This window comes from Rahnella sikkimica (assembly GCF_002951615.1).
In the GTDB taxonomy this organism is placed as follows: Bacteria; Pseudomonadota; Gammaproteobacteria; order Enterobacterales; family Enterobacteriaceae; genus Rahnella; species Rahnella sikkimica.
Genome location: NZ_CP019062.1, coordinates 1,040,332 through 1,066,603, shown reverse-complemented (window position 1 = coordinate 1,066,603; position 26,272 = coordinate 1,040,332). Strand labels below are relative to the sequence as shown.

Genomic DNA, 26,272 nt, shown 5'->3' with positions numbered 1-26,272 from the left:
AGGATATAGATTTGATGGGGAAAGGATTCATGGCGTTTATCCTGCAGCACACTCAGATTGAGCTACGATTATCAATGGACGTGCGAAATCTTAAGAAAAGGTTGTGAATCAAACACTCTGTAGCGTCCATAACTGAATGAGGGTGCGGCTTATGACGACAGTGACCCAAAAGAAAAAAACTGAGGACAAACGTCTTAGCGATGGACCGGACTGGACGTTTGAGTTACTGCAAACCTATCTCGAAGAAATTGACCGGGTCGCCAAGTCGTACCGGCTGGAGACGTATCCGCATCAAATCGAGATCATCACTTCTGAACAAATGATGGATGCTTATTCCAGCATCGGCATGCCCATCAATTACACACACTGGTCGTTCGGCAAGAAATTCATTGAAACCGAGCAACTGTATAAACACGGCCAGCAAGGTCTGGCATACGAAATCGTCATCAATTCCAACCCATGTATCGCCTATCTGATGGAAGAAAACACCATCACGATGCAGGCGCTGGTCATTGCGCACGCCTGCTACGGCCATAACTCTTTCTTCAAAAATAACTATCTGTTTAAAAGCTGGACCGACGCCAGTTCGATTGTCGATTACCTGCTGTTTGCCAAACGCTATATCAGCGAATGCGAAGAGCGTTATGGCGTCGATGAAGTCGAACGGCTGCTCGATTCCTGCCATGCGCTGATGAATTATGGCGTTGACCGCTATAAACGCCCGCAGAAAATTTCGCTGCAGGAAGAACTGGCGCGGCAGAAAAGCCGCGAAGAGTATCTGCAAAGTCAGGTGAATACATTGTGGAAAACGCTGCCGCGCAAAGACAGCGTGGATGCCCCGGAACAGGCACGACGCTTCCCGTCTGAACCGCAGGAAAATCTGCTGTATTTCATGGAAAAAAACGCGCCGCTGCTGGAATCCTGGCAACGTGAAATTTTGCGCATCGTGCGTAAAATCAGCCAGTATTTCTATCCGCAGAAACAGACTCAGGTCATGAACGAAGGCTGGGCGACGTTCTGGCACTACACCATTTTGAATCATCTGTACGACGAGGGAAAAGTCTCGGATCGTTTCATTCTGGAGTTCCTGCACAGCCATACCAATGTGGTCTTTCAGCCACCGTATAACAGCCCGTATTACAGCGGGATCAACCCGTATGCGCTGGGCTTTGCGATGTTCCAGGATATCAAACGTATCTGTCAGGAACCGACTGAAGAGGACCGTTACTGGTTCCCGGATATTGCCGGTTCGGACTGGCTGACGACACTGCATTTCGCAATGCGGGATTTCAAAGATGAAAGCTTCATCAGTCAGTTCCTGTCGCCAAAAGTGATGCGTGATTTCCGTCTGTTTACCGTGCTCGATGACGATCACAATAATTATCTGGAAATTGCGGCGATTCATAATGAGGAAGGTTATCGTGCGATACGTCAGGAATTGTCGGCGCAATATAATCTGAGCAATCACGAGCCAAATATTCAGGTCTGGAACGTTGATTTGCGCGGTGACCGTTCGCTGACGTTGCGTTATATCCCGCAAGATCGCGCGCCGCTGGATAAGAGCCGTCGTGAAGTGATGAAGCACGTTCACCGTCTGTGGGGTTTCGATGTGTTTATCGAGCAACTCAACGAAGACGGCAGCGTGGAACTGCTGGAGCGTTGCCCGCCACGCCCAACGCCGCTCTGACCGGCGCACTCTTGAAGCAGACAAGTTCAGGCATTAAAAAAGGGCGCTCAGCGCCCTTTCTCATTTGAGCAGAACCCGCAAAACTCAGCGTTTCTGGTCGGTCAGATCGCCCGGCATGTTGCCCTGCATACTGTGCCAGATTTCACCGCTCTGACGCCCATAATTACGCACACAATCCACAATCAGCTCGTAACTTTTTTCGTGGCAGATATCCGACAGTTTCTTATAGAAGTTGATCGCCAGCTTGCGCGCTTCAGGGTTGGAGAAATAATAACGGCCAACGCGCGTATACAGACCGCGTAGTCCGTTAATAATCAGACCGTAAATCGGGTTGCCGGAGGCAAACGCCAGACCGCGGAAAATACCGTAATCCAGCGCTGTAAAGGCTTCGGCATGATCTTCCACTTCGGCCGCTTTCGCCAGCACCTGCTGCGTTTCTTCGGGATTCGTGCGCATCGCTTTGCGAATGAAAATGGTCGCGATATTGGTACGCACCGACAGCAGATTATCAATAAGCTGAGGAACGCTGTCGTGATCAAGACGCGCCAGTGTTTCCAGAATATTCAGACCCGAGGTTTCCCAGAAGTTGTTCACTTTTGTCGGTTTACCGTGCTGAATAGTCAGCCAGCCATCACGGGCAAGACGTTGTAAAACCTCACGTAATGTGGTTCGGGTTACGCCAATGAGTTCTGAAAGTTCGCGCTCCGCAGGTAAGATTGACCCCGGCGGGAACCGGCTGTTCCAGATACTTTCAATGATGTACTCTTCGGCAAAACCGGCAGGACTTTGTGCCTTAATAACCATGTGTTTGTCGTTCCGTGTGAGGCATTTATCAGGGATATAGTTGTGCTCATCATACCAGATGAAAATCAGCGGTTATAGCGCACGGTCAGAACTAATGTTGAAACTGTGCAGGGGTTGGCAGAATTTCCCTTATTTTAAGGACTTATTATTTCCCCGTCACAGGAGAAAATCTTCCGCTGGAGGATTACACTGGTCTATCTTTTTGATACCGCAGTAAAATAACCATAAAGGACCTTTGGGGAATATGGATACAACCTTCCGCCACGCATTTATTAAAAACTTTCTTGGACAATCGCCGGGCTGGTACAAAATTGCCATTCTGGTTTTTCTGATTATTAATCCGCTGGTGTTCTTTCTGGTCAGCCCGTTCTTAGCGGGCTGGTTGCTGATGGTCGAATTCATCTTCACGCTCGGGATGGCGCTGAAATGCTACCCGCTGCAACCTGGCGGCTTGCTGGCCATCGAAGCCGTGATGATGGGCATGACCAGCGCCGCAAGAGTTCGCGAAGAAGTCGAGGGCAACCTTGAAGTGCTCTTGTTGCTGATTTTCATGGTCGCCGGCATCTACTTCATGAAACAACTTTTGTTGACGGTTTTCACCAAACTCCTGCTGAACCTGCGTAGTAAAATCGCCCTTTCGCTGGCGTTTTGTTTCGCCGCCGCGTTTCTATCTGCCTTCCTCGATGCGCTGACGGTGATTGCCGTGGTGATCAGCGTTTCTGTCGGTTTCTATTCGATTTATCACAACGTTGCGTCAGGCCAGGACAAAAATGCGGATGCCAGTGCGGTTCTGGAACAGTTCCGCGCATTTTTACGCAGCCTGATGATGCACGCTGGCGTCGGCACCGCGCTGGGCGGCGTGATGACAATGGTCGGCGAGCCGCAAAACCTGATCATCGCCAAAGCGGCCGGATGGCAGTTCACCGACTTTCTGATCCGTATGTCGCCGGTCAGCGTGCCGGTGTTCATCTGCGGCTTTATTGTTTGCGCGCTGGTCGAGCGTTTCCGGTTGTTTGGTTATGGCGCGCAATTGCCGCAGCCTGTCTACGAGGTTCTTAAGAAGTACGATCAGAAAAACACCGAAAACAGTACCCGTCAGGAACGCATTAAACTGGCCGTGCAGGCGCTGATTGGCGTCTGGCTGATTATCGCGCTGGCGTTTCATCTGGCCGAAGTCGGGCTGATCGGACTGTCCGTGATTATCTTCGCGACGGCATTTTGCGGCGTGACGGACGAACATGCGATCGGCAAAGCGTTTCAGGACTCCCTGCCGTTTACCGCGCTGCTGGTGGTCTTTTTTGCCATCGTGGCCGTCATTGTTGATCAGCATTTGTTCAGCCCGATTGTGAATTTTGTGCTGCAATCTGCGCCCGCCAGTCAGCTTTCGCTGTTCTATTTGTTCAACGGTCTGCTTTCTTCAGTTTCCGATAATGTGTTTGTCGGCACGGTCTACATCAACGAAGCGAAATCAGCGCTGGAAAGCGGTGCCATCAGCCTGAAACAGTTTGAGATGCTGGCAGTCGCCATTAACACCGGCACGAACCTGCCTTCCGTCGCGACACCCAACGGCCAGGCGGCATTTCTGTTTTTGCTGACATCCGCCCTTGCGCCACTTATCCGCCTTTCGTATGGCCGGATGGTGTGGATGGCGCTGCCTTACACGATTGTGATGACGCTCGCAGGTCTGCTTTGTGTGCAATTCCTGCTGCCGGAAATGACGCAGTGGTACAGCGATATGGGCTGGCTGACGCTTGGGTAGCCGCCTTGATCTGAACGGGGATTATGTCGGTAATTCTCTGCGTAACCTGTGACTCAGAAAATTACCGAATTTAAAGTCGAATTGTCCGATTTATAGTAATTATTTACCGAATATTTATGGAGACAGGCTGGCAGCAGGGTTCAATTGGTTTACACTGCGTGTCAGTAGCTAACTGCAGGGAAAAAATTTCTATGTTGCAATATCTTAACCGTTGCTCACAAGGCCGCGGGGCATGGCTTCTGATGGCTCTGACCGCACTGGCACTTGAGCTGGTTGCGTTGTATTTCCAACACGTGATGTTACTTCAACCGTGCGTCATGTGTATCTATGAACGTTGTGCGCTGATGGGCATACTGGCTGCGGGTATTGTGGGGGCAATCGCTCCGGCGACCTGGTTACGTTACGCCGGTATTCTTATCTGGCTTTACAGTGCCTATGAAGGGATCCGCCTGTCATGGGAACACACCATGATCCAGCTGCACCCTTCTCCGTTCGCTACCTGCGATTTCGCCGCGCGCTTTCCGACCTGGCTGCCACTGGACAAATGGTTCCCGTGGATGTTTATCGCCAGCGGAGATTGTGCTGAAAAACAGTGGGAATTCCTGTCCCTGGGTATGCCTCAGTGGCTGGTCGTTGTCTTCAGCGTCTTTATGGTTATCGGGATCCTGGTTTTACTGGCCCAGTTCGTTAAACCAAAACGTCGTGATTTGTTCGGCCGTTAATTCCTTCCGTTTCAATGATGAAAGCGCCTCAGGGCGCTTTTTTTTATGGCGTTTTTTGGCGAATGTTAAAGACCTTAATTGCGCGAAAAAAAACCGACATTTGTAAAACCGCCAATGAGTTCTATGCTAGCAAGGTTAAAAGGATCAACAGAGGAACAAATATGGTCGTTAAAGGGTTTTCAAAGGGTTTCTTTATTATGATCCTTTTCATTGTCACATTGGCCTTCCTGGACGTATTAAGGCCTTACTATTCTTCCGTACTGTGGGCCATTATTCTGGCGGTCATTTTTAATCCGCTGAAAAACCGGTTGAAGAAATTTGTCGGTGACCGCAACGGTCTGATCTCACTGCTGACCGTGCTGATCATTTGTCTGATTGTCTTCACGCCGCTGGCGATTATTACCTCTTCGCTGGCCATAGAATTCAATACGGTTTACACCAAACTTCAGGGGAACGAATCACAACTGCCAACGCTGGTGTCAGACACCATCCATCATTTACCAAGATGGGCGCGTCATTTCCTTGCAGACCATAATTTAGACAGCACGGCTGAGATTCAGAAAAAGCTTTCTGACGTCGCCTTACAAGGCAGTCAGTATCTGGCGGGCAGCGTTTTTGTGATTGGTAAGAGCACGTTCGGCTTTGTTGTCGGTTTCGGCATCATGCTGTATATCCTGTTCTTCCTGATTAAAGATGGCGCGTATCTGGTGAATCTGACGCTTGAAGCCCTGCCGCTTTCACGCCATGTGAAACATCATCTTTTCATGAAATTTGCGGCCGTTTCGCGCGCCACGGTGAAAGGCACCGTGGTGGTGGCGATCGTACAGGGTGCGCTCGGCGGGCTGGCGTTCTACATCGCAGGCGTCGATGGCAGCCTGCTCTGGGGCGCGCTGATGGCGTTTCTGTCGATTATCCCAGCCGTCGGTTCGGCAATCATTTGGGTGCCGGCGACGATCTACTTTTTCGCCTCTGGAATGTTGTGGCAGGGTATTTTCCTCGTCGTCTTCTTCGTCGTGGTGATCGGCCTGGTTGATAATATTCTGCGTCCTCTGCTGGTGGGCAAAGACACCAAAATGCCGGATTACCTCATTCTGATCACCACGCTGGGCGGGATGGAAGTCTACGGTATCAACGGCTTTGTTATCGGTCCGCTGATTGCTGCCCTGTTCATCGCCTGCTGGAATATTCTTTCTGGCCGCGAGCATCAGAACAATACCGATATGATTGACGAAGACTTTATCGAAGAAGGGAAAAACCACCCTGACGCGGATAAAACTGCTTCATAAAAGCATGACAGGTTTTACTTCCGACAAATGAGCGGCCTGAGAATGGCCGCTCATTTTTTTCAAATTTCATTTTGAAGATTTTCCAACCTGGCGTAGAAATGTGGAGTCGATTCATCATTTCTGTCTGAAGGAGTTGTAATGAAAAATATCATTCTCAGTATGGTCGCAAAGATCTCCCGGATGGAAGTCGACGCAAAGCAGCTGACTGCACAGGTTGAAGCGCAGTCGCTTTTGCTGAGCGCCTTGTTTCTCACCGTGGGTAAGAACGGGGGCACGCAGGAAGCCATAGAAAGCGTGAATAAAGCGATAAATTCTGTACTGGATTCCGCCGATGACGTGCTCAAGTCGGATGCTACGCTCTTGTTTGAGCATTTTCAGGCCCTGATTGAAATTACGCGAATGATCGATAAAGCCGACCCTGAACTGGACGCTGAGGCACTGAATGCATTAAACGGCGTGAAACCCGAGTTAGAAATATAAGAATGAATGTATTATAGAGATTACGCCCTGGCGGCCGCCGGGGCTTTTTTATGTCTAAAATCAGAGGTGATAGCAAATATGGGGTTAGAACGTTTAAACAAACTCCCCGTTTGGGCCGTTTGGGTAATCTGCGTGGCAGGGTGTGTCGCGTTCTGGGTTATTGCGGGAACGGTAGTCTACGGAGTGTTTAAGTAAAATCATCGTCACACGCGTATGCAGGAGAGGCAGGGAATCAGAAGGATTTTGAACTCCACGTTGCGGGCCATGCCCCGTCTCTGCCCTAACCCCTCACGCCGGAAATCCTTTCTTCTTTCACTTCCGCAAGTTATCTCGCCCAGCTTGGCTTATTCATGATAGGCGGCCGCAGAACTACGAAATAATGTGAATTAAGCCCCAATCACGGTTTAGACAGAGTATTACCGCAAACCGACTCGCTACTTAACACGTAGTAACATCGATTTGCGGTAATTTTTTGCCCCGTATATGCCCCGTAACAATCTCACTCCCCCTTCAGCATGAACGTATCCATGCTGTCATCAAACTTCATAATGTCCTTCTCCTGACTCTTTATCGTCAAAAGCAAATGTATCCCCTCCCTCAAAGAAACCGGCCTCTCCATCACAAACCCAAACCAGTCATCGTAAACCTGACCAAGCCAGTAGCCGCCACCATGCTCTTTCTGTCTCTGAAAGAACACGTAGGTTCCCGGAGCTATCCACTGTCGAGTCTCGCCTCGATAGACGACATCGAATCCCGATTCTTTTGAACCCATATCCACCTCAAATAATACTGGTTATGCATACAGTATAATCATGGTGAGTTTAGATTGTGAAGGTCTGCTGTTGGAGAAAATCTTAGAGGGCTGATCTGGAAGGGAAGAAAGCTTGAAGGATAAAAATTAATTAGGCCGTGCAAATGCGCAGCCTAATTTTTTCATATTTGTTTACGGTACTAAGTGAACCTTGACAGATCCCGTGGATTTATCTTCAGCAATCAAAAAAGCATCTTGTATCTTATCAATGCTCATCACATGTGTTACTAACTTACGTAGAAGATTACCACGGCGTGATAGGATATCGATAGCCACCTCAAAGTCATGTTTTCCGTCTAAATATCCATAACAGTTAGAAAAACAAACTTTATGCTCTTTCATTAAAGAATTAAATAGGTCATACCCTTTATATCCTGAATCAAAAGCGCCGAGAACGCCAATAACCCCAAGAGACCTTACTAATTTAGATGCAGAATCCATTGTCGAAGCAGTACCACCAACAGCCTCAATAGCGAAATCGACGCCAAGATTTGTTTTCTGCATTAGCTTTTCCACAGCTTCATTATCATCTGTTGATAATACATCTGTGGCACCCAACTCAAGAGCTAATTTAATTTGAGCTGAATGTTTTGCGACTACATATACCTTATCGGCACCAGCATCTAATGCGGCAATTAACGCACATAGTCCGATCGCTCCACCGCCGATAATAACACCGGTGGAACCAGGGGAAATCTGCATTTTTCTCACCGCATGAACTGCGACAGCCAATGGCTCAACCAATGCACCTAATGTGTCATCAACTGAATCAGGCAAGACAAAACTCGCTGACGCTTTGACGAGGACATATTCTGCAAATCCTCCAGTGGTAATGTTTCCCTTGCTAGTGCAATGGAATGGCAACCCTCGTTTACAGAACTCGCATGCACCACACATGGAATTAAGGAAGACATCAGCGGTCACCCGCTGACCAACTTTAATGTTGGTGACATCGCTGCCAACCTGAATGACAGTCCCTGAGTACTCGTGACCATCTGGGGAAAAGCTTTCCGGATATTTTTTGAAACTACTAACATCCGTCCCACAAATCCCCACCATATTGATTTTTATCAAAATAGTATCACTTTTTACTTCCGGAATGTCGATATCACGGAGAACCACATTGCGAAGCCCGTGTCTAAAAGCTGCTTTCATCTCTTCATCCAAGTCATCAGAATTTGACCTGATACTAAGTGAAAGTGATGGGTTGTCAAGTGCTTGAAGGGGTCGGCCACATTGCTTGATATTCGACTGGAATACTATTCCAGAAAACAGCATATCGCGGGTCTGATTCGTTAACTTCCCCCTGATAAGGGTAGTATTCGATGCTCTGCGGCGACCCAAACAATGCAATGATTACATCTTCGCTTGAATCTGAAAACTGCACGTAAATAGTTTCCATTATATTTCATACCCGCTAATTGATACTGCGAATACAGGGCTGCTGCTTGCTCCTGTGTTTGAGTAATATATTGCTTGATTGACTTGCAGATTTATCTTGTACATCGCTTGGTTTGCTGATGGGACGCCTCTAAAGAACAATTGCCCGACGACCCCAGAAGTTGGAGCCAAGCTAAATAAAAGAGAATCCGAGGCACTGCTGGAATTGTAATAAACGTCTCCGTAAATACTTTTAGCATTAATAGGAACATACCCTGAGATTGATAATGCAACTTGTGATGCGTTATTCGCTGTTCCGAGAAATAAATTTGCTCGTGCAACGTCTATCTTTCTGTCTTGCTGATAACCAATAACAAATTGAGAGCTTGCAGTTCGCCATACACTTACTAGAGCCGATGCAGTGTACCCAGCAGGCATATTTGCGCCGCCGTAAACAGTTGGCGCTACTGCCGCCGTGGCGTTGACAGCAAGCAGCGCACTTGCCCCAGTTGTCGGGTTATAAATCGCATAAAGTGCAACATAGCCAGACGCTGGAGCCGCTCCAGTGTCCATCCCGCCCGCGCCGGTCGTCGCCAAGTTAATGGTTTTGCTGAAACTCCCGAGGCGATATTGAGCGCCGCCCAATGCAGTCCCAACAATCAATTCATCAGCGGTGAATGTCGCAGTAGCTGAAACTGTTGCCACTGCCATCTTTGCGTTAGAGGATTGCCCGATCACACCGGTTACGACTGTTGGAGCCTGCCCCAAATTGATTGCGTGATTTGATTGAGTTGCAGGGGCAACAGGAAGCGAGCCGCCACTGTTTCCGCAAAGAATCCAAGCAGTGAGCGTGCTATTCCACTCAACCTCGATCAGGCCGTTAGCAATAATCTCGCCGCCTTGCAATGCTTGGTTTGCATGAGAATAAAGCGGATAGGCAGTGTTGCCATTTGGAGCAAAAGTAGATGCCCCTGTGTTCGCCGTTTTAGCCTTAAACGTCAGACGCATACCATCGATGAGCGTTGGCAATTTAGGCACATAGGAAGCTACATAGGCATTTGCTGCTCCCGTGTCTGCGGCGTACGTCATTGTGCTTTTTTGAATAGCGTCAACGATGCCGCCTAATGGTAAGAACGGCGCGTTAGCTGCGAGACCGATATTGGCCGCGGTAACGGTAGTTGCGCCCTGAGCGACAGTAATTACCCATGCTGCTGTATAGCCTGTATCAACGGATGGAGTTGTCTGGGTGCCAGTAGTAGCTGCAACACCCGCTTTGAGAGCGACCGTACATACACCTGAACGCACGGTGTTCTGAGCGGTGCCAGAACCATTTGGCCCACTGTAAGCGACTGATGGGTTCGCAGCGTTGTAGTAAGGCAGCACGGTCGCACCGGAGTCTACATCGCTGTAGGTTACCTGAACCAGATAGTTGACGCTCTGGCCTGCAGTTGTCGGCGCGGTCAAGGTGAATGATGTCTGACTGAGGATGATGCCCTGTTTCAGGATGGTATTTACAGTGTCAGCTGCAAGTGATGAGTAAGCTGTGTTGTCCACGTTCTGGACGCTGTAGATTTCACCGCGATCAACAGTAACAACCATTGACGCCGGGCTTGTTGGTGCGCATATCAGGCCGCGAAGATAGGTGTTTGTACCCATCATTGCTGCGGAGAGTTTGCCAAGGCCAATCATTGTGTATTTATTGGTGTTGAGTAAATCCGTCTCTAGGGGAATAGCCCCAGGGTAAATTATTTGGCGATCCATTTATTTCTCCAGAAATGAAAAAACCCGCACTAGGCGGGTTCATAGGATTCATTCAATTTGCTGAGTAGGTTTTAACCGAGGGTTAATTTGCTCGAATACAGAGAGACCATGACGTTATACATCTGTAATTTTTGTGCCGTGGTGAGGTTAACGCCCGGCCACAGGCCGCTTGCCGCAATGTTGATGTTGGCATTGACGTTGTTTGTATCTGAGGCGGTGTAATCTCTGGCGATTCGAATGTTCACAGCAGCGACTCCGCGTGTTGCCAGTGTCTGAGTGGTGCCGCTGAGCAGGGTTCCGCCCTTATATACACTGACGGTTACTTGCGTTGCAGAGAAATCCGCGAAGCACAGATAAAACTTTCCATCGAAGATTGCTGTGGTAAGGGCGCTCTGAGAGGTTGAGGTGGTTGTTGATGCCGTGGCACGGATAGCGCCGTTAGTGGCATCAAACAAGAACCAGTCGCCATTAGGGGTTACACCACTACCTTGATAGTCCCCCATGCCTGTAGATCGTCCTGATGCTGCCGGGCTACAAAGGAGCATGATTGTTTTGGTGGCTACATCAGCGACGCCAGTGTCATAACCGCCGCCGTTCCCGCTGCCCGTGAAATAGTTTGTGCTCAATATTGGCGTGTTAATTACCGTTGGTGCTGCTCCCAAAATAGCTGTTGCACCTGCACTGCCATAAGTTGTCAATTTTGCTATCGATGGCAACGGGTAAACTGAACCGATGACATTTGCAGCAGACCATGATGCACCTGGAATATTTAGCCCAAGTCCTGCCATGTGAACCTCACAATGATAATTCGAAAATTATGCAGTAATTGTGCATCGCCCAATTAACGCCTGAGGGGTCAAAAATAATCGTATCGCCCTGCGAATCTCTCAAGCAACCACGTGGTCCGGTAGTTGGTCCGGGGTTGGTATTCGCCGTTCCGCCGACAAATGCATATCTCAGCTTTGCGCCTGATGGAACAGTAGCCGCAGTTACAACAGTCACGGTGTCATATGCGCAACTCACTGAAGAAATGGTTAGTGCGCTGCCTGAAGAGTCCACCAGAGAGAAGCCGTAATTACCCGGATCAGAGATGAGAGAGGTATCCAAAACCAGCCCGCCTACAGGATTGAAACGCGTAGTGATTAAGTTGCCCTGAACGAGATGGTCGATTGGCTGAAGAGGCGTAAATTTCACACCGTCAAGAATGGTTCTCTTTATTGCCAGTCCCTGATATGCCCCGAATATTTTATATCCCACGCCGGTCAGGTGTGCCTTGTCGTAGTAAGGGAGCATATAAATTGCCGTGGCTAATACGACGTCTGCCCGCGTGGATGCCAGCGTTGATAGTGCTAACGGGATAACGGGGTAAGTCGTGTTCACAGTCCAGTTCATCCATGAAGCAAACTGGTAAGTGAATACTGGGAAGGTGAATGTTGATCCCATCACCGTGGTGGCGAAGCTATTTATCTGCGTCATCATCGAACCAAACGCCGTGATGTAGTCGCTCGCTGTGGTTCCTGCGGCCTGATTGGCTTCGCCCTGTATCCACAGCATCGCCAGCGGTTCATATGTCTTACCGCCTGCCTGTGCTAGTGAGTACCCATAAGTCAGGTCGTCTTTTACCCGCTGCATGTAAGTACCGGGGTATTGTGAGAGTGACGATATTTGCTGACCACCCTCACCCGGCGCTGACCCCAGAACCTTCATTGACGTGGTAGTAAAACCGTAGTTCTCTTTCACAGTGAGGTCATAGAGCATTTTGATGCAGCCACCAAGCACTGTTTCATACCCATCGCCGTCAGGCGTGGTCGCGAACGTCTCGATGTAAGGCTGAAAGCTTGCGTGGTTTGCAGATGATACCGATCCGCCGTCCTGAGAGCGTACGCCGCCGTTAAACTTTATGGCGTTGTAGAGAGCCGATGTCGTTTGCAATGGCATGCCGTTGATACCGCATGACAGAGATTGCCCGTAACTCACTATGTGAACGATATCAGCCAAAAGCTTTTTCAGTGTCTTGGGTGTAGATGAACCGGTAAGCGCTGGAGACGAGATGTTTGCCGCCGTCAGGTTCGTCACGGTCAGATTTACCGCGCTGCCTGACCCCATTGCCCACGTGCCGTCAGATTTCAACCCCGCCGATAATTGATAGAGTGTGTCCACAAAGCCAGCCACAAATCCGCTTGGTAGAGTGCTGCCTACCGTTGTTCCGTCAGGAAGCTGAAGACTGTTCACGGCAGTAAGGTTGTTCACCATTGCCGTGCCAGCCGAAAGGGCTCCCGTGGACGAAACCTGTACGCAAATCTGGTAAAGCGCATCATAAATTGTCAGGGCATTATTTTGCGGATCTGTGCCCATAGTAACGCCACCAATTACGGCGGAGTTTATAGATGCTAAAGAGGTTATTAGACTTGATATGTTCGCAAGAGTTATAGCCGCATTCCCTGCCTGCAAGACCCCTGTATCAGTGATTGCGACTGAGAAGCTGCCTGTATTGTCATTGAAGACAACTTTATAACCAGGTGGGGTTACTAACCCCAAAATTAGGTTAAGTGCGTTAACCTGCGCCGTTGCAGCATCCATAGCAGCTTGCCCGGCTTGTTGAGCAACCGGAGCAGCTACGCCTGCATTGTTTTGGTAATAAATAAAGCTGGTTGCGCTGCCAGTTCCCTGCGGAACGCGAAAGTATTGCCCTGAAGTGGTAGCTGCAATCCCTGCCGCTGAAGTTGCGTAAGTCGTACCGCCATCGGAAATTGACTGCGCATTTGCCGCAGCCACCTGTGCTGTTGTCGCAGATGCCTGTGCCAATAGCATGGCGTTTTGAGCAGTTTGGCTGTTCTGTGCTGCAAGGTCAGCGGATACTTCAGCTGCTGTTTGATAGCCAGTAATATCTGCAATCTTTGCCGTTACAGCAGCACTTAAATCATCCTTGGTAGCCAAGTCATTAAACTTAGCAGCTAAAGGAATTTCGCCATCAACAAATGACATGTCACTCTCCTGCTAAGTGATTTAGTTAGTAAATTTGAGATTGTCCGACGGTATAATCAATGCCGATGCGCCGTTTGGCTGGATCAGGCTGAGAGAGAATGCTCACCCAAACAATAGTCCCTTCCATTTTCACAGAAGCGACAGCAGCATATATTTGAGCGTCGGTAACTGAGCCCGTAATCATGGCCTGTGAGGCATATTCACCGCGTGATGCAACGCTGTAACCAGATGGCGTGGAGCTGTAACCAGCGACGTATGGGATGCCTGTACCGGTGGGTCTATAGGCTATAACGAAAGCTTGGTATGGGATAAGCAGAGAGCCGTAGCCACCAGCAACACCATAGCCGCACATTGGCCCACCATACGCACCGGTATCCAGCGGCCTTTGCGGCTCAAATATAAACGGGGTATTCCCTGTCAAATCTTCAAGAATTTTCTCTATCGCATGTCTCGTCCCGCGTTCACGGAATAAATTTATTTTTATCGCGTTTCTGAAAACGTCATCCGACTGCCCCGCGGTTCTGCCGTAATTATTCCCGAAATAGTCGTAGGCAATTAAATCAAGCCAGCCGTCGGTCGCCGTGCTAATCCTCGTTTGCAATTGAGCGTAGACATATAACGAATAACACCACGCCAGAGATTGTGCGCACGCTGTTAGGATTGCCGTGACAAATGGATGGTCGTCGCCAAACCATGTTGGGGGAATTAACGCCTTCAGGCGCGTGAGGATGTCTGCCTGATCACCTGTAGCCATTTAGCTCACCGATATTGTACCGGCACGAATAACCTGCTTGCCCGAGGCTGAAAGGTCAGACGTGCCGCTGTTGAGGGTAACCGCTGAAACGTTTGTAACGAGAGAGCTTGCTCCGTATGCAATGGTCGCCAGTTGCGTATAGGGCAAAAGCTGACCGAGTGACAGGCTTGCGATATACGTTTGAAGCGCGTTAGTGACGATAGTCACGATATCAGAGTGAGTCGCTGACGGGTCAGTTGTGATTGTCATGACTACGTTCGCCGTAACCAGCGTCGGCGCGAATACTCCGAAGGTCACAGTGAACCCGCGCACTGCGTCGATAGCTGCGTATGCTTGATTGAGGAAGGTTGTTGTTGGTGAACCGCTACCATCGTCAACGACTGCATAGAAGTAACCAGGCTGAGCAGTTCCGTTATAGGCGTAGTTTTCCGTCAGGGTGTAAGTGACTCCGCTTTGCATGCTGGATAGCGCATATCCGATGGCTGATTTTGTCGCCTTGGATAATGACGCGATCCAGAGAACAAAACGGGCTCTGAAAGCATCATCCGTTTCTGCATCTTCACCGTTAACGAATGTGGTCGAGTTCGTCACGGTATCTACGTACTGGATTGAGCCGGAGATGATCGTGATTGTTCCGGCTTGAGCGTTGCCTGCTGCGCCTGCCGTATTGGCCTGCACTGGCACGGCTAGTGAACTCACGCCTGCGGCAATGACATAACCTAATTGCGTAGGGTCATAGGCAGCATTAGTTATGTCGGTAGTGACAGTGTAAATCTGGGTTCCGTCAGTTGTCGTAACCTCTGAACCAACTGGGATCAACGCCTGATTGGTTGCCGTGAAACGGCTGAATGTCACCTGACCAGTTGCCTGAACTGCGGATAAACGGGTGAAGCTGAAATCTGCCATCCAACTATCAAGGTCAGCGCCTGAGCAAGTTGCTGCGCGGGTGGTGACAAGCAAATTCACGATGAGTTGTTGTATCCACATCGCCACGCCGGAATTTGACTCTACTATTGCACGCAAAATACTGCCGATTGCGAGATCGACAAGTCCGGCCGCACTTGCTTGCATTGCGGTAACTTGATCGCTCACCAGAGTGGCGAAGCTTTTAATGTTTAGTGATGCCACGCGATTACCTCGTCACGTCAAAACTGAGTGTTGCGGGAGTGCCTGAGACGGCATCGGTGTACTGAATTGAGCAACTGACGCCCATATCGATTAGGGTCAGAGTGACTTTGGGTGCAGGAGTTGTGGCTACGGAGTCCTCAAGAAACATTTGCCCGAGGATTAGCGCCTTCCATTCGTTTAGGTTGACCGATTCCCCCACTTTCTTGCCAAGTCCCGCCCCGTATTCTGGGTGGAACAGATAATCACCTGGATTCGTCATCAGCCGCCTTAATACACGCTGAGTTCCGCGCTCAGTGTCAGAAACTGGGCGCAGGTCGCCCGTCGGCGAGGTGCTAATGTCACCTCCGATATAGTGGTAAAGGTCATACATGGGTCACCTACAGCTGAGTAGTTGGAATATTTGTTGAGCCGCTGCCGGTCTGAACGCCGTTGTGAACGTGATTGTCGAATACGTCACGAATTTTCTGAACAGTACCTTTAGCGCCGTTCTGGTCTTTGATGCTTCCAGAAACCTGTAGATTTCCGTTAACCTGTGTGGTTGATGCATTGATCGTCAGACCGGACGCGAAATTCATTGTGCCAGTCCCATCGCCGTTCATGACGACTGTTGAGCCGCCACCATCGGTTACGGTTACCTTTTTGTCATTGGTGAGCTTGATTGAAGAGCCTGATGAGTCGATAACCCAGAACTGTCCAGATGGCGGACCTGGGCAACGGTCGACATCATTGAAGAACTGACCAACTGCCATCCCGTTGCTCGCATTTCCTGAATCGAACTCCACAGAAATAACCGCGCCGAGCATTGGACCGGCAACGAGGCCATATCCATTGCCAACCCATGTTGTCGCCAGTGGTATCCAGCCGGTTTCCTCTCCTGTAGGTTGCAACTGAACCTTGACTGAGTAGGTTTTAGGGTCGTAAGCGGTTACCGTTCCCTGTCGTGTGCCGGTAAACCCAGCATTGGCCTGCTGTGCCCTGCCAGTTACGGCATTCATTAATGCTCTCACTGTGAAACCTCCAATGCTGGGCTGTGGTTTTTCCCTGATATTGTCATCGTATATCCGGTATCCCAACTCAATGTTCGGCGCACGCTGTCACAGTAGTAAAGTTGATCAAACGGACTGGCTGTCCCCTCAATGCGCACCATCGTTTCAGGCGTAAGCAGATTGTCACCAGCGGTTGAGCCGGTGAATTTCATCTCATGCTGAACAATTTCACGATAGATTTTTTGTGCCAGCGCCGTAGCAGATTCAGGAGATAACCCGTTGCGGATAACTCGATACACCTGCGTTTTGGCTGTTGAATTACCGGGGGTGGTGCCTTTGGCTACTTTCGGATATGAAGCCATGAACTGTTTATTCTTTCGTTTTGCATTCCAGCTCATTACCTCTACCGTCACTCCTTTGGAAATCGTCAGCGCACGAGAGAACGAAAGGTCTTCTGACATATTGCACTGGGGGTAAGCCAGTGCGCCCGGCGGCTGCCAACGAATCACATAGTTGTCAGCTTTTGCCGGGTCGGTTACGGGAGCGAACACCAGATTCTCGCCATCCACGTACACATTGAAGTTCTCAATGCCTGCCAGCGTGGTGATCAAGTCCCATTCCGTTTGTTCACCTGTCAGGTGCGCTGAGTCGATTTGGTAGAATTCGCCAAACCTGCCAGTTGTTGCCGTGACCACTGGCGTCAGTCCGTGCCGCTGAGCAAGGATTGTGGCTATCTGCGAACTGGTATAGTTCTTGAAGCTCTCACCTGCTGATTTAGCATCAATCATCAATGCGGTAAGGTCGCGCCCGTCCGCCGTTATTTCAACTCTTGCCGGGTCAAAGTGCCAGGTGTCGATGTTGCCGACAATGAGACGCTTTTCATCCGTTCCTGGCTGACTAATAACAGAAACTGAAAGCTCAACTTTAATCGTGGTCTGCGCCGCCCAGTAGCTCAGCATTCCCATATCTGCCGGTAATGCCGAAGTTGCCAAGGTCAGGTTAAACGTTCCCGCACCTCGGAATGAGTTGTTCTCAACATCAAACGAGACGAAAGGAACCTCTACCCCATTCAAAAGACAACGCCCGCTGATTTGGCGGGCGCTGGAGGTAATAATCGGATTGTTTACGTCCATTATTGGCTCGTTGGGTTAGATGGGATGATGATTGTGTTGATTCCGGTCAGTTGCGGGTCTGTCAGGTTGTTTGCTGTAGCCAGACTGCTCCACAGAGATGCATCGCCATACTGGTCTGATGCAACCTGATAGAGATTACCGCCACTAAGCGTTACCGTTTTGACACCGTCTGCCGTTTGCCCTGATTGCACGTTCTTGTTCAATCGACCCAGCACGCTCTGAAGGCTGTAAAGTGCAGGGATGCGCGTTGTTAAATCAGCCTGAGTTAGCAGATTGTTGATGGTTTTTGAAATTGGGTTGCCCGGAACAAGGCCGCCCAGCGTAGTGATATCGTTGGCCGCTGATTCAAGCTGTCCGATTGTCTGCTGCACGATGACCTGCGCCGCTACTATCGGCCTGACTATCGTCTGAACGGTGTCCACAGTGGTGTGGGCTATGTCTGTTACGGCTTTGACCGCAGATTGAACAGTCGTCACCGCAGAAGTTACCGCAGAAACGTTGATAATATCTGACAACCCCAGCGCGGTACCCACATCACTGTTTACCAGAGCATCAAGGGCACCGGTTAATACATCCACACGCAGAGGTGAGGCGTTGTTCGATACGACGGCCACTTCAATCGTGTATGGCCTGCGGTAAATAAACTCATACGTAGGCGTAAACGCGGTGATGACCACGGTGAAGCTGTAGCCATCAAGCGTCAATGTTACCTGCTCCCCAGCGTCTCGCATTCTCTCCAGTTGCGTTACCCGGTCACCCGATTGCGCCCCTGTAAAAATTCCAGACCATGACAGCGGGTCATACTCAACACCAAGAACATCAATCGTGCGTTTGCCGCCGATCATCTGATGCAGAACTGTCTTCTGTTTGCCAGGTATCGCGATACGCTCAGGGACTTCGAAATCGAGAAACTCGAAGCCCCCGAGAATTAAGCGAGAGGCAGTTGGATCTAACCCCTGTGCGAAGTTATTCAGTGCGCTTGTGAACGACATGATTACTCCGTTAGTTGGTTGAGACTGCGCTTACTTGCCCCGGATACGTCATCAGCATGGATGAGTCGAAGGCGCTTGGGCCAGATGGGGCTTTGGTCGCTTCTCGCGTCTGATGCTTGGTGACTGCCTGAGCGATTGGCTTGCCGTCCAGATTTAACGTGCTGTTGACCTGAATGGTTTGAGATGATTTATTCGGGACTGGAACAGAGTTCTTCTGATACATCCCCTTCAAGCCATCTGCGTAACTTTGAGATGAGTTGAGCTTCCCTTGGGAACCGACCACATCTGCATAGCTTCCGCCGAAGGTAGAAGTGTCAAGCGCCTTGGGTTTCTTAGGTCCGCCGGTCAAACTGTTCACATCTCCCAGCAACGCCATGCCACGATTCTTCACGGCACTTTGCTGAGATGTGAGTAAGTTAACTCCCGGAATATTGTTCATATACCCGATAATGGTATCGAATATATTATTGAAACCTTTGACAATATTGGTATAGAAGTTATCCAGAGAAGCCCATAACCCCCAGTTACTCATGTGTTCGCCGACCTTCTCCATTCGCTTCCAAATGTCGGACATGATCCCACCAAACTCCTCCCCCATTTTCTTGGCTTCAGGTTTGATTTTGTCCCAGTTTTTATAGAGAAGGTAAGAGGCTCCCGCCGCAGCAACAATTGCCCAGACCACTGGTCCGCCTAATAGTGTCGCAAAAGAGCTGAACATGCCGAGCGCACCAACAAGTCGTGCGGCCATGATGGTTGCACCAAGCAATAGAACACTACCGGCTAAGATGGATAGCCCTGCGGCGGCGGCAATCGAATACATGCCGATCTTCACCAATGAAGGATTGTCTTCTGCGAATTTGCTGAGTTTGTCTACGAAATTAGCCAGCCCCATTGTCACGTTAATCAGGACGGGAATTAACTGAATGCCCAATACCGCTTTAAGATTTGTCCAGGAGGCGGAAAGCGCATTGGCCGCACCGTCTGGAGAATTCAAATATGTGTCATAACCTTGGTTGAAGTCCTCAGCATGACTGAAGATTGCCGCATCCTTTCTGAGCTTTTGGGCGTTCAGGATGTGCTGACCAAGGAACCCGCCGGTATTCCTGTTAAAGTTCTTGGCAATCATTTCTGCAACTTCGACATCCGAGAGATTTTCACCGAATTTCGCCCTGATTTTCTCGGCCATTACTCCGGCCAGTTGGTCTGGGTTGGCAAACATCTTCACATATTCCGGCTTAAGGCCGCCGCTCAACAAGCTTTCTCCACCAATGCTTTGCAGGTAAATCTTCCGATCTTCCGGAGACATGCCCTTCATAGCGTCTTTCATGATCTTCATGCGCGCCTTGCTCACGCTTTCTTCTGACATTCCAATGTCTGCAAGGAAACCTTTCGCTTTTTTGTCCATGTGACCGCCAACCAAAGAACTGAAGGTGGTCATCAATGCGGTACCGGACTGGAAGCCACCATTCATCGACATCAGGCCTGCAAAGCCACCATAAAGGTATTTCGGGTCAAGCAGTGTATAGGCCATTTTCCCTGACTGAGATGCTGACAGGAAATCTTTCGGGCTTACGCGCCCCTTTGATGCCAACTGAACCTGAGACATCCATTCAAGCTCTTTCTGAAACTCTTTAGGGTCGTTTACTACTGTGCCGCCACGGTGTTCTAGAGCCCTTGCAGCAGCGTTTACCATGCCGTCTTTTGCATGCTCGCCAAGTGCCATACCGATGGTTGATTCGTACTTGGCAAACATTGGTGCAAGCTCGATTGAGTGATGTAAATCACCAAGAGCTGTATGCAAGTCTTGAACAAGTCGAATATTCCCGGCAATCGTCGTGCCAAGAACTTGGTGTGTAACGTTTTGCGCGGTCGAGTTTACTTGTGCATTTTCCTGAACAGTCAGGTTGAGAGTTTTAAAGTCGTTCTGTGCTCTCACAAGGTCTTTGGCTGACTTAATTGTTGCATCAAGACCTTTAGCTATTACCAGACCAATGCCAACAAGCGCCCCACCTGCTAAAGTCATTTTGCCGATTTTCGCCATCTGCTGTTCAAAATGTGCGGCCTGCTGGTTCGTAGTATTGAAGCCTTTGCTTATGGCGAGTAACCCAGCAGTAATATTTTCGGTCAGGGAGATCTTCACCGCGACCTTATAGGCTTCAATATCCATTCTAACTCCAGAAGTTTGATAATAAAAAACCCCGCACTAAGGCGTAATGCTGATCGTTTAAGAGAACTTGAACGATCCTGCAGTTAGGCGACAATCTGGCTCAAACATCGTTTGAGCCAGACACCTTATGAGCCTACTTTCCGAACAACTTCAGGTTGCCGCCGCATTTAACTACCCTGAATCTATTGATTCTTTTCAAAAAAATATTCCTCTCGAATGGATTGAACAAGCTCTCAGTCAAACCGGCAGAGCGACTGTTCGCAGACGAAGATTTCCCGCTGAACAGGTCGTCTGGCTTGTCCTTGGAATTGCTTTGATGCGTAACCGTTCTATTTCTGATGTCTGCGATAAACTCGATTTAGCCTTTCCTGACAGCCACGGTAATTTCTCGCCCATGGCAACGAGTAGTCTGGTCAAAGCCAGGCAGCGCCTGGGGTTCGAGCCCCTTCGACATCTTTTCTATTCCACCTCTGAGCAGTGGGACAAAGAAGATACGGAAAAATTTGTATGTGGCCTCAAAGTATTCAGCGTCGACGGAACCCAATTCAGAGCCCCGGATACTCCTGAGAATAAATCCTTTGGTTTTGCTTCCGGTAGTAACTCATTCCCTTCGGTTTTACTCGTTGCGCTTATGTCTGCGCGCAGTCATTTGATCACTGATGTTGCATTTGGGCCGGTAAAGAACAGCGAAATATATTATGCACAACAGTTGGTTAGCTCCGTTCAGGAAAACTCACTGACCCTCTTTGACCGGGCTTACTTTTCCGCAGAACTTTTACTTTCCTGGGAAGGCGCAGGAGCGAATACACACTGGCTAACACCGGTGAAAAGTAAAATGAGGCACAAAGTTATCGAGCAGTATTCTGAATACGATCAGCTTATTGAAATGCCGGTTTCTCCGCAGGCCAGAAAACAGTTCCCGCATCTTCCCCACACATGGTTGGCTCGTAAGGTATTGATAATAAAACCTTCTGGAGAGATAAAAGAATTCATTACATCAATGAAAGACCCTGAAAAATATCCTTTCGAAGACATCATTCAAGTGTACTGGGAAAGATGGGAAATAGAACAAGGTTACAGCGAGCTAAAATGCAGTCAGTTGGGAAATACAAATATCTTAAGAAGCCAAAAACCGGCGGGGATCTACCAGGAAATTTGGGGAATATTAATTAGTTACAATCTCGTTCGATTGGAAATGAGGCGAATGGCTGATGACTTCAATGTCCACCCTTTGCGCATAAGCTTCATAAATGCATTGCGGCTGATACAAGAGGAATTTTTGTGGTGTTCAGGGCGAACGCCGGGAACAATACCTAGAAAACTAAGAGACTTACGAGAGTCAGGTAAGCGATTAATCTTACCTGAAAAACGCAAAAGGCCAGCTTATCCAAGAGAAGTACTGGCTCGCCCTGCAAAGTATCCAACTAAAAAGAAAGCCGCTCGTTCTTAAGCGAGCGGCATTAGCACTAAGGCGAGGTTTTTTTAATTGCAGACTTTTACTTAGACAGTTTCGTAGCGGTTAAAGGAATCCACAATTTCATATTCCCGCTTCCCGCCCAAACATAATCAGATTCATGCTTAGAATTAAGTACCATGAATTTTTTATTTCTTATTTTAGCCCCTTCCAAACATTTAGCTGCGGCTTCGTCAAGGGTGGATACACCAGCGGAATTTCTGAGACCATCAAGCATTTGCTTTGTCTCACCTTCGTATTCTGGCTCTCCAGTTTCAGGGGATATATTTGGAAGCCGGCCTGTCAGGTTTTGTTGAAAAGAAACTAACCCTAGTACTGTATTTACATAAATTGATTTTGCTTCTGTATCGCAGGCATACATAGGGTCATCTTTTGCAATTGATACTCTAATTTGTTTTCCGGCTGAGCAAGATTGAGCGGTGCATGTCCCATGATCTTCTGCATAAATTTCTGCATAACTTTTTCCCTGAGAACCCCCATCAGCAAAAGACAGGGATACACCAAAAGAAATATTCAAAAAAAATATTGAAATGGCGTTTACAGCAAATTGTCTATTCATATCCCTATTCCCATCAGTTATTTTTAACTGATATTAGCACCGACCTACTGCAATAGTGAGCAACATTACACAATGTCGTCGTAGCCAAGAGAGTGATGGATAGCTGCACCGCCAACAAATCCGTTAACCGTTGCACGCCCGATAATCTTCTTGATGAAGTTACCGTTGATAGCGACAGCGGGTCCTAATACCGGGCGAGGAGGCATTTTAGACGTACCAAACTCAAAGAACGGTGCTCGTTCATCTTTCGAGCCAATTACAGCTTCAAGTCCTTCTGTTTTGTGCTCCCAAGATTCCCTAAACTGGCCGGTTCGCTCCAGTGGTGCGTTCGGTTCAAATCCTTTCCGAGCTTTATCTGCTTCGGTGCTTTCTGCCAGTTGCGCCCACTCTGAGAAACCGCCGATGGCTGGTTGGTAATGCCCAATTTCATCCTTGGCCGTTTGCTCAATGCGCCTTGCCACTTCTTCAAGCCCATCCTCCATCCCCTTGCGGATGGCGATGTCTAAGGCGGCGAACTGAAGCGCCGCCCCTAGGAAACCGCTTAAGTCTTTCATTCTGGCTTCTCCCATTCCCATGAATCCCAGTTGAATACACCACCTTCTAGCTGCGACATGACAATCGACATAGCTTCCATCTCGTGATGCATTAACTGGGTGACATCGAACAGGACACTGAAAGGAACCCCGTTCTTCATAACCCAGCAACGGCTTCGAAAATCGGAGTTCTGAGCTAGTTTTTTATTGCGGCTTTCTCATCCATTGCTGCGATAGCATCTTCAGCGATCTTGCTAAAGTGACCGAGTAATGCTGACATGCCGTCTTTACCAAGAACGCTGATCATGCCATCAATCTGACGCTGATTTGCCGGGCAGCCATAATCATCACCGTTGATGCTTTCTATCTTTGCCACCGGATATACAAAGGTGTACATGTAGACGGCATTTGCCGCTGCCTCTGCACCTACTGCAAGCACTAAGCGCGACTCTTGAAGCGGGTCGAGCTCGCGTAGCTTGATGACGCGTCCCTGCACATCGGTGATTGTGTCAACTTTGACTTCTACCGGGACATTTTCCACACTGGCTGATTCTTTCACTTTTAAAGTTGTCATTACGAATTCCTGTTAAGCCACTTTCTTGCGGCGGTTTGCTGTGAATGTCATTGTTTGCTTAATGGTTTTATCGCCTTCTTTGTCGCCTGGGTTCGTCAGATGAAAAGATACATTCTCATAGCGATATACACTCACACTGCCATTCGACTCTTGAATAGTTTCGGTGATTGTCCCACCAGACGTATCAATGCCGTTAAAGAAGTTGGCTTCCCATTGAGCCCAAAAGTCATCAAGTGTTCCGTCCATTCTCTCGGCATCAAACTGCCCATCCCAGCCTTTAGGTGTTTGGAGGGTATCTGTGTTGCCTGACAAAGCCGTGACATCTGTAGAAGTCATTTTTGGTTTTGACGTGAATTTCGTGACTTTGGGAATACGTAATTTTCCCATAGGCGTAACAATGTCTACGGCGACGTCGCGGCCTAAGCTGTAACCTAATTGCGGCATGATAATTCTCCGATTAAAAAACCCGCCGGAGCGGGTTCAGGGGGTTATTAGTTGGAAACTGTGACGGAGACGCTGCCGCCGCCTTCCAGGTTGATCAGGAAGTAGCGAACCACGTTGAGGTACTTGACCTGTACGTCGGCGATCATGTAGCCCAGCGCGACTTGTGAGTCCGGGTTGTTTGAAGCGTCGATTTTCACAGAGAACGCTGGGCCACCATTCGGGTCACCAATCATGCCTTGCAGTTCAAGGTTCGACAGGAACGACTCGATGGTGCTTTTTGTTTCTCGGCGCAGATCAACGGTCTGGTCTTGGCCTACAACATCGCCGAAGCTTGCTGCAAGTGTCAGTGCCAGATAGTTTGTCATGCGCGTGTAGGTGTCATCGTTGGTCGTGCTCAGAGAGCTGGTATTGCGACCCGAACGCATGCCGTAGTAATTACCACCAGGGCATGGATTGGTGATGACGTCTAAACGCGCTGAGTTAATCGCGCCGATTTCAGCGATTGAGTAAGGCTGGTTAGCCAGATTGCGCTGTGTGGAAACCACTGTGCTAATGGACTTGTTCAGCGTTGAAATGTGCGGAGCGCGTGACGCGATGTTGGCAGCCTCGAAGGTTGCCGGGGCAATCATGCGATTGATGCCGTTAACCGTATCTTTCCAGTACGGCCAGTCACCGACGATTGCCTTAAATCCATAGCTGTCCACACCTGCGGTATTAAGCAAGGTTGCCAGTGCTGCATACGTGGTGCCCGCCGCGCCCTGCCCGATAGCATAAGAGCCTTCAGCCAGTGCGAAGGTCGCCATGGTAGGCCACGCCGTGGTGTCGGTCAGATCAACAAGATTAATGACCTGCGAGTTAGTGCCTCGCAGCGCATACATCCCTTTGCGGGTTGTGCTCGAGCCGTCAGTACCGAGCAATACGGCATCGGTGATAGTCGCATTGCCATCTGTACCGCCGGTCAGTGTGTAGGTCAGCGTGACATTTGGTAGAGCGGTGCTCGTGCCGATGGTTGCCACAACCAACTGACTCGCACCGCGAACGCTGGTTTGACCGTTGTTTACCGCGCTGACGAGATTCGCCCAGAACGTTGCTCCGGTACCGGCGATATTGTCGAATACTTCTGCGCTTTGACCAGGCAGGTTGATCGTCAGTTTGAATGTGTTGTTCGCGGTACCGGCCGTAATTGCCGACTGCATCGCGTTACCACGCGTGCCGGTGTAAATTGCGGTAAGTGTTGCGCCGGTCGCAGGTGTTGTAGCCACATCTTTCAGCGGAATGCTTGCAGCCACATCAGTGCCGTCAGTAACGCGTACAGCATTGATGTTTGTTGCGCCGAGTTGCAGGGAAATAGCGACCGCCGTGGAAAGGTCATATTTGCGCACTTGCTGAGCGCCAAGATATTGAGCCTGATCGTTAGCCGAACCGATGAGGTAAGCGCTGTTTACCGGCCCCCAACTGCCAATCCCAACAATACCGAGACCATCAGTGGCTACGCCGTTGATATAGCGGGTTTTCGGAGCCACCACCTGAACGTACAAATCAGGAGCCGTGAGCGCCGTCGTATTTAAACTGCCAGCTTGATAAATCGGCATGTTTTTACTCCAATAAAAAACCCGCTCAAGGCGGGTTCTGATGTGAATTTAGGGAGAGGATTTAAGCGGCGCGTTTAATCACGTATACAGCCTGATCGCCTTCGATAATTTCTTTAATCAGCGATGTTTCCGTAATTTCCTCACCGATTTGATAATCAGCAAAGGCGTGGCGAACAACCAGGATAAAGCCAAGGCCTTTGTTCGATGTGTTGGTTACGGTAGAAGTGGCAGCGGGTGCCAAATCGTCAGAATCTGCCATGG

Annotated in this window: 25 protein-coding genes; 6 read left to right on the top strand and 19 right to left on the bottom strand. The window is 49.3% G+C overall.

Annotation, left to right across the window (positions count from 1 at the left end; translation table 11 throughout):
• Nucleotides 1–151 precede the first annotated feature (151 nt).
• Nucleotides 152–1,687: a SpoVR family protein gene (locus tag BV494_RS04935; protein ID WP_104921838.1), complete on the top strand. Its 1,536-nt coding sequence runs from the start codon at nucleotides 152–154 to the stop codon at nucleotides 1,685–1,687.
• A gap of 84 nt (nucleotides 1,688–1,771) precedes the next feature.
• Here BV494_RS04935 and fadR read toward each other — a convergent pair whose 3' ends face one another.
• Entirely contained in the window at nucleotides 1,772–2,491 is a 720-nt protein-coding gene (fadR, locus tag BV494_RS04930) for a fatty acid metabolism transcriptional regulator FadR (RefSeq protein WP_104921837.1), read from the bottom strand.
• A 244-nt stretch (nucleotides 2,492–2,735) separates the two neighbouring features.
• Between fadR and nhaB the strand changes: the two genes are divergently transcribed.
• From nhaB to iraP, 4 genes are all read left to right on the top strand, one after another.
• Nucleotides 2,736–4,250, top strand: coding sequence for a sodium/proton antiporter NhaB (gene nhaB, locus BV494_RS04925; RefSeq protein WP_104921836.1), 1,515 nt, complete (start codon nucleotides 2,736–2,738; stop codon nucleotides 4,248–4,250).
• Nucleotides 4,251–4,441: 191 nt separating this feature from the next.
• Nucleotides 4,442–4,972 (top strand): disulfide bond formation protein DsbB, encoded by a 531-nt coding sequence (dsbB, locus tag BV494_RS04920; RefSeq protein WP_104921835.1) that lies wholly within the window; start codon nucleotides 4,442–4,444, stop codon nucleotides 4,970–4,972.
• Between the two features lie 161 nt (nucleotides 4,973–5,133).
• On the top strand, nucleotides 5,134–6,258 hold the full coding sequence (locus BV494_RS04915) for an AI-2E family transporter (RefSeq protein WP_104921834.1): 1,125 nt from the start codon (nucleotides 5,134–5,136) through the stop codon (nucleotides 6,256–6,258).
• 138 nt (nucleotides 6,259–6,396) lie between these two features.
• Complete coding sequence (gene iraP / locus BV494_RS04910) at nucleotides 6,397–6,738, top strand: anti-adapter protein IraP (RefSeq protein WP_104921833.1); 342 nt, start codon at nucleotides 6,397–6,399, stop codon at nucleotides 6,736–6,738.
• A gap of 499 nt (nucleotides 6,739–7,237) precedes the next feature.
• Here the strand turns inward: iraP and BV494_RS04905 are convergent, their stop codons facing one another.
• From BV494_RS04905 to BV494_RS04845, 12 genes are all read right to left on the bottom strand, one after another.
• On the bottom strand, nucleotides 7,238–7,510 hold the full coding sequence (locus BV494_RS04905) for a hypothetical protein (RefSeq protein WP_104921832.1): 273 nt from the start codon (nucleotides 7,508–7,510) through the stop codon (nucleotides 7,238–7,240).
• A 171-nt stretch (nucleotides 7,511–7,681) separates the two neighbouring features.
• Nucleotides 7,682–8,704, bottom strand: a complete 1,023-nt coding sequence (locus BV494_RS04900) for a zinc-dependent alcohol dehydrogenase (protein WP_192938076.1) — start codon at nucleotides 8,702–8,704, stop codon at nucleotides 7,682–7,684.
• Between the two features lie 246 nt (nucleotides 8,705–8,950).
• Nucleotides 8,951–10,690: a phage tail protein gene (locus BV494_RS25740; RefSeq protein ID WP_192938075.1), complete on the bottom strand. Its 1,740-nt coding sequence runs from the start codon at nucleotides 10,688–10,690 to the stop codon at nucleotides 8,951–8,953.
• Between the two features lie 71 nt (nucleotides 10,691–10,761).
• Entirely contained in the window at nucleotides 10,762–11,478 is a 717-nt protein-coding gene (locus tag BV494_RS25735; protein ID WP_192938074.1) for a hypothetical protein, read from the bottom strand.
• A 7-nt stretch (nucleotides 11,479–11,485) separates the two neighbouring features.
• The gene (locus BV494_RS04880) at nucleotides 11,486–13,675 is read right to left on the bottom strand and encodes a hypothetical protein (protein WP_104921828.1); all 2,190 of its coding nucleotides are present in this window, start codon (nucleotides 13,673–13,675) and stop codon (nucleotides 11,486–11,488) included.
• Nucleotides 13,676–13,700: 25 nt separating this feature from the next.
• Nucleotides 13,701–14,429, bottom strand: a complete 729-nt coding sequence (locus tag BV494_RS04875; RefSeq protein ID WP_104921827.1) for a UCP028438 family phage-derived protein — start codon at nucleotides 14,427–14,429, stop codon at nucleotides 13,701–13,703.
• Nucleotides 14,430–15,557, bottom strand: a complete 1,128-nt coding sequence (locus BV494_RS04870) for a baseplate J/gp47 family protein (RefSeq protein WP_226790031.1) — start codon at nucleotides 15,555–15,557, stop codon at nucleotides 14,430–14,432.
• A gap of 4 nt (nucleotides 15,558–15,561) precedes the next feature.
• The gene (locus BV494_RS04865; protein ID WP_226790030.1) at nucleotides 15,562–15,816 is read right to left on the bottom strand and encodes a hypothetical protein; all 255 of its coding nucleotides are present in this window, start codon (nucleotides 15,814–15,816) and stop codon (nucleotides 15,562–15,564) included.
• A 118-nt stretch (nucleotides 15,817–15,934) separates the two neighbouring features.
• The gene (locus tag BV494_RS04860; RefSeq protein WP_226790029.1) at nucleotides 15,935–16,552 is read right to left on the bottom strand and encodes a phage baseplate assembly protein V; all 618 of its coding nucleotides are present in this window, start codon (nucleotides 16,550–16,552) and stop codon (nucleotides 15,935–15,937) included.
• 8 nt (nucleotides 16,553–16,560) lie between these two features.
• A complete protein-coding gene (locus tag BV494_RS04855; RefSeq protein ID WP_104921824.1) occupies nucleotides 16,561–17,676 on the bottom strand; it encodes a phage late control D family protein in 1,116 nt (371 codons plus the stop codon).
• The gene (locus tag BV494_RS04850) at nucleotides 17,676–18,668 is read right to left on the bottom strand and encodes a hypothetical protein (RefSeq protein WP_104921823.1); all 993 of its coding nucleotides are present in this window, start codon (nucleotides 18,666–18,668) and stop codon (nucleotides 17,676–17,678) included. The genes BV494_RS04855 and BV494_RS04850 overlap by 1 nt, the downstream gene beginning before the upstream one ends.
• A 10-nt stretch (nucleotides 18,669–18,678) precedes the next feature.
• Nucleotides 18,679–20,835, bottom strand: coding sequence for a phage tail tape measure protein (locus tag BV494_RS04845; protein ID WP_104921822.1), 2,157 nt, complete (start codon nucleotides 20,833–20,835; stop codon nucleotides 18,679–18,681).
• A 127-nt stretch (nucleotides 20,836–20,962) separates the two neighbouring features.
• Here BV494_RS04845 and BV494_RS04840 point away from each other — a divergent pair, with 127 nt between their 5' ends.
• Nucleotides 20,963–22,285: an IS4 family transposase gene (locus BV494_RS04840; protein WP_104921321.1), complete on the top strand. Its 1,323-nt coding sequence runs from the start codon at nucleotides 20,963–20,965 to the stop codon at nucleotides 22,283–22,285.
• Between the two features lie 46 nt (nucleotides 22,286–22,331).
• On the opposite strand, the gene BV494_RS25730 is transcribed toward BV494_RS04840, so the two are convergent.
• The 6 genes from BV494_RS25730 to BV494_RS04810 form a co-directional block, all read right to left on the bottom strand.
• The gene (locus BV494_RS25730) at nucleotides 22,332–22,868 is read right to left on the bottom strand and encodes a hypothetical protein (RefSeq protein WP_192938073.1); all 537 of its coding nucleotides are present in this window, start codon (nucleotides 22,866–22,868) and stop codon (nucleotides 22,332–22,334) included.
• Between the two features lie 65 nt (nucleotides 22,869–22,933).
• Nucleotides 22,934–23,422, bottom strand: coding sequence for an HK97-gp10 family putative phage morphogenesis protein (locus BV494_RS04830; RefSeq protein WP_104921820.1), 489 nt, complete (start codon nucleotides 23,420–23,422; stop codon nucleotides 22,934–22,936).
• A 175-nt stretch (nucleotides 23,423–23,597) separates the two neighbouring features.
• Nucleotides 23,598–23,975 carry a hypothetical protein gene (locus tag BV494_RS04825; protein WP_104921819.1) on the bottom strand — a complete coding sequence of 126 codons (378 nt, stop codon included), beginning with the start codon at nucleotides 23,973–23,975 and terminating at the stop codon, nucleotides 23,598–23,600.
• 12 nt (nucleotides 23,976–23,987) lie between these two features.
• Nucleotides 23,988–24,419, bottom strand: a complete 432-nt coding sequence (locus tag BV494_RS04820) for a hypothetical protein (protein WP_104921818.1) — start codon at nucleotides 24,417–24,419, stop codon at nucleotides 23,988–23,990.
• Nucleotides 24,420–24,466: 47 nt separating this feature from the next.
• A complete protein-coding gene (locus BV494_RS04815) occupies nucleotides 24,467–26,011 on the bottom strand; it encodes a phage tail protein (RefSeq protein WP_104921817.1) in 1,545 nt (514 codons plus the stop codon).
• Between the two features lie 61 nt (nucleotides 26,012–26,072).
• A complete protein-coding gene (locus tag BV494_RS04810) occupies nucleotides 26,073–26,270 on the bottom strand; it encodes a hypothetical protein (RefSeq protein WP_104921816.1) in 198 nt (65 codons plus the stop codon).
• Between the last annotated feature and the right edge of the window lie 2 nt (nucleotides 26,271–26,272).

Bases quoted from the DNA above. Each gene is read 5' to 3' on its own strand.
- BV494_RS04935 (WP_104921838.1), top strand. From the start codon at position 152: ATGACGACAGTGACCCAAAAGAAAAAAACTGAGGACAAACGTCTTAGC.
- fadR (WP_104921837.1), bottom strand. From the start codon at position 2,491: ATGGTTATTAAGGCACAAAGTCCTGCCGGTTTTGCCGAAGAGTACATC.
- nhaB (WP_104921836.1), top strand. From the start codon at position 2,736: ATGGATACAACCTTCCGCCACGCATTTATTAAAAACTTTCTTGGACAA.
- dsbB (WP_104921835.1), top strand. From the start codon at position 4,442: ATGTTGCAATATCTTAACCGTTGCTCACAAGGCCGCGGGGCATGGCTT.
- BV494_RS04915 (WP_104921834.1), top strand. From the start codon at position 5,134: ATGGTCGTTAAAGGGTTTTCAAAGGGTTTCTTTATTATGATCCTTTTC.
- iraP (WP_104921833.1), top strand. From the start codon at position 6,397: ATGAAAAATATCATTCTCAGTATGGTCGCAAAGATCTCCCGGATGGAA.
- BV494_RS04905 (WP_104921832.1), bottom strand. From the start codon at position 7,510: ATGGGTTCAAAAGAATCGGGATTCGATGTCGTCTATCGAGGCGAGACT.
- BV494_RS04900 (WP_192938076.1), bottom strand. From the start codon at position 8,704: ATGAAAGCAGCTTTTAGACACGGGCTTCGCAATGTGGTTCTCCGTGAT.
- BV494_RS25740 (WP_192938075.1), bottom strand. From the start codon at position 10,690: ATGGATCGCCAAATAATTTACCCTGGGGCTATTCCCCTAGAGACGGAT.
- BV494_RS25735 (WP_192938074.1), bottom strand. From the start codon at position 11,478: ATGGCAGGACTTGGGCTAAATATTCCAGGTGCATCATGGTCTGCTGCA.
- BV494_RS04880 (WP_104921828.1), bottom strand. From the start codon at position 13,675: ATGTCATTTGTTGATGGCGAAATTCCTTTAGCTGCTAAGTTTAATGAC.
- BV494_RS04875 (WP_104921827.1), bottom strand. From the start codon at position 14,429: ATGGCTACAGGTGATCAGGCAGACATCCTCACGCGCCTGAAGGCGTTA.
- BV494_RS04865 (WP_226790030.1), bottom strand. From the start codon at position 15,816: ATGACGAATCCAGGTGATTATCTGTTCCACCCAGAATACGGGGCGGGA.
- BV494_RS04860 (WP_226790029.1), bottom strand. From the start codon at position 16,552: ATGAATGCCGTAACTGGCAGGGCACAGCAGGCCAATGCTGGGTTTACC.
- BV494_RS04855 (WP_104921824.1), bottom strand. From the start codon at position 17,676: ATGGACGTAAACAATCCGATTATTACCTCCAGCGCCCGCCAAATCAGC.
- BV494_RS04850 (WP_104921823.1), bottom strand. From the start codon at position 18,668: ATGTCGTTCACAAGCGCACTGAATAACTTCGCACAGGGGTTAGATCCA.
- BV494_RS04845 (WP_104921822.1), bottom strand. From the start codon at position 20,835: ATGGATATTGAAGCCTATAAGGTCGCGGTGAAGATCTCCCTGACCGAA.
- BV494_RS04840 (WP_104921321.1), top strand. From the start codon at position 20,963: ATGAGCCTACTTTCCGAACAACTTCAGGTTGCCGCCGCATTTAACTAC.
- BV494_RS25730 (WP_192938073.1), bottom strand. From the start codon at position 22,868: ATGAATAGACAATTTGCTGTAAACGCCATTTCAATATTTTTTTTGAAT.
- BV494_RS04830 (WP_104921820.1), bottom strand. From the start codon at position 23,422: ATGAAAGACTTAAGCGGTTTCCTAGGGGCGGCGCTTCAGTTCGCCGCC.
- BV494_RS04825 (WP_104921819.1), bottom strand. From the start codon at position 23,975: ATGACAACTTTAAAAGTGAAAGAATCAGCCAGTGTGGAAAATGTCCCG.
- BV494_RS04820 (WP_104921818.1), bottom strand. From the start codon at position 24,419: ATGCCGCAATTAGGTTACAGCTTAGGCCGCGACGTCGCCGTAGACATT.
- BV494_RS04815 (WP_104921817.1), bottom strand. From the start codon at position 26,011: ATGCCGATTTATCAAGCTGGCAGTTTAAATACGACGGCGCTCACGGCT.
- BV494_RS04810 (WP_104921816.1), bottom strand. From the start codon at position 26,270: ATGGCAGATTCTGACGATTTGGCACCCGCTGCCACTTCTACCGTAACC.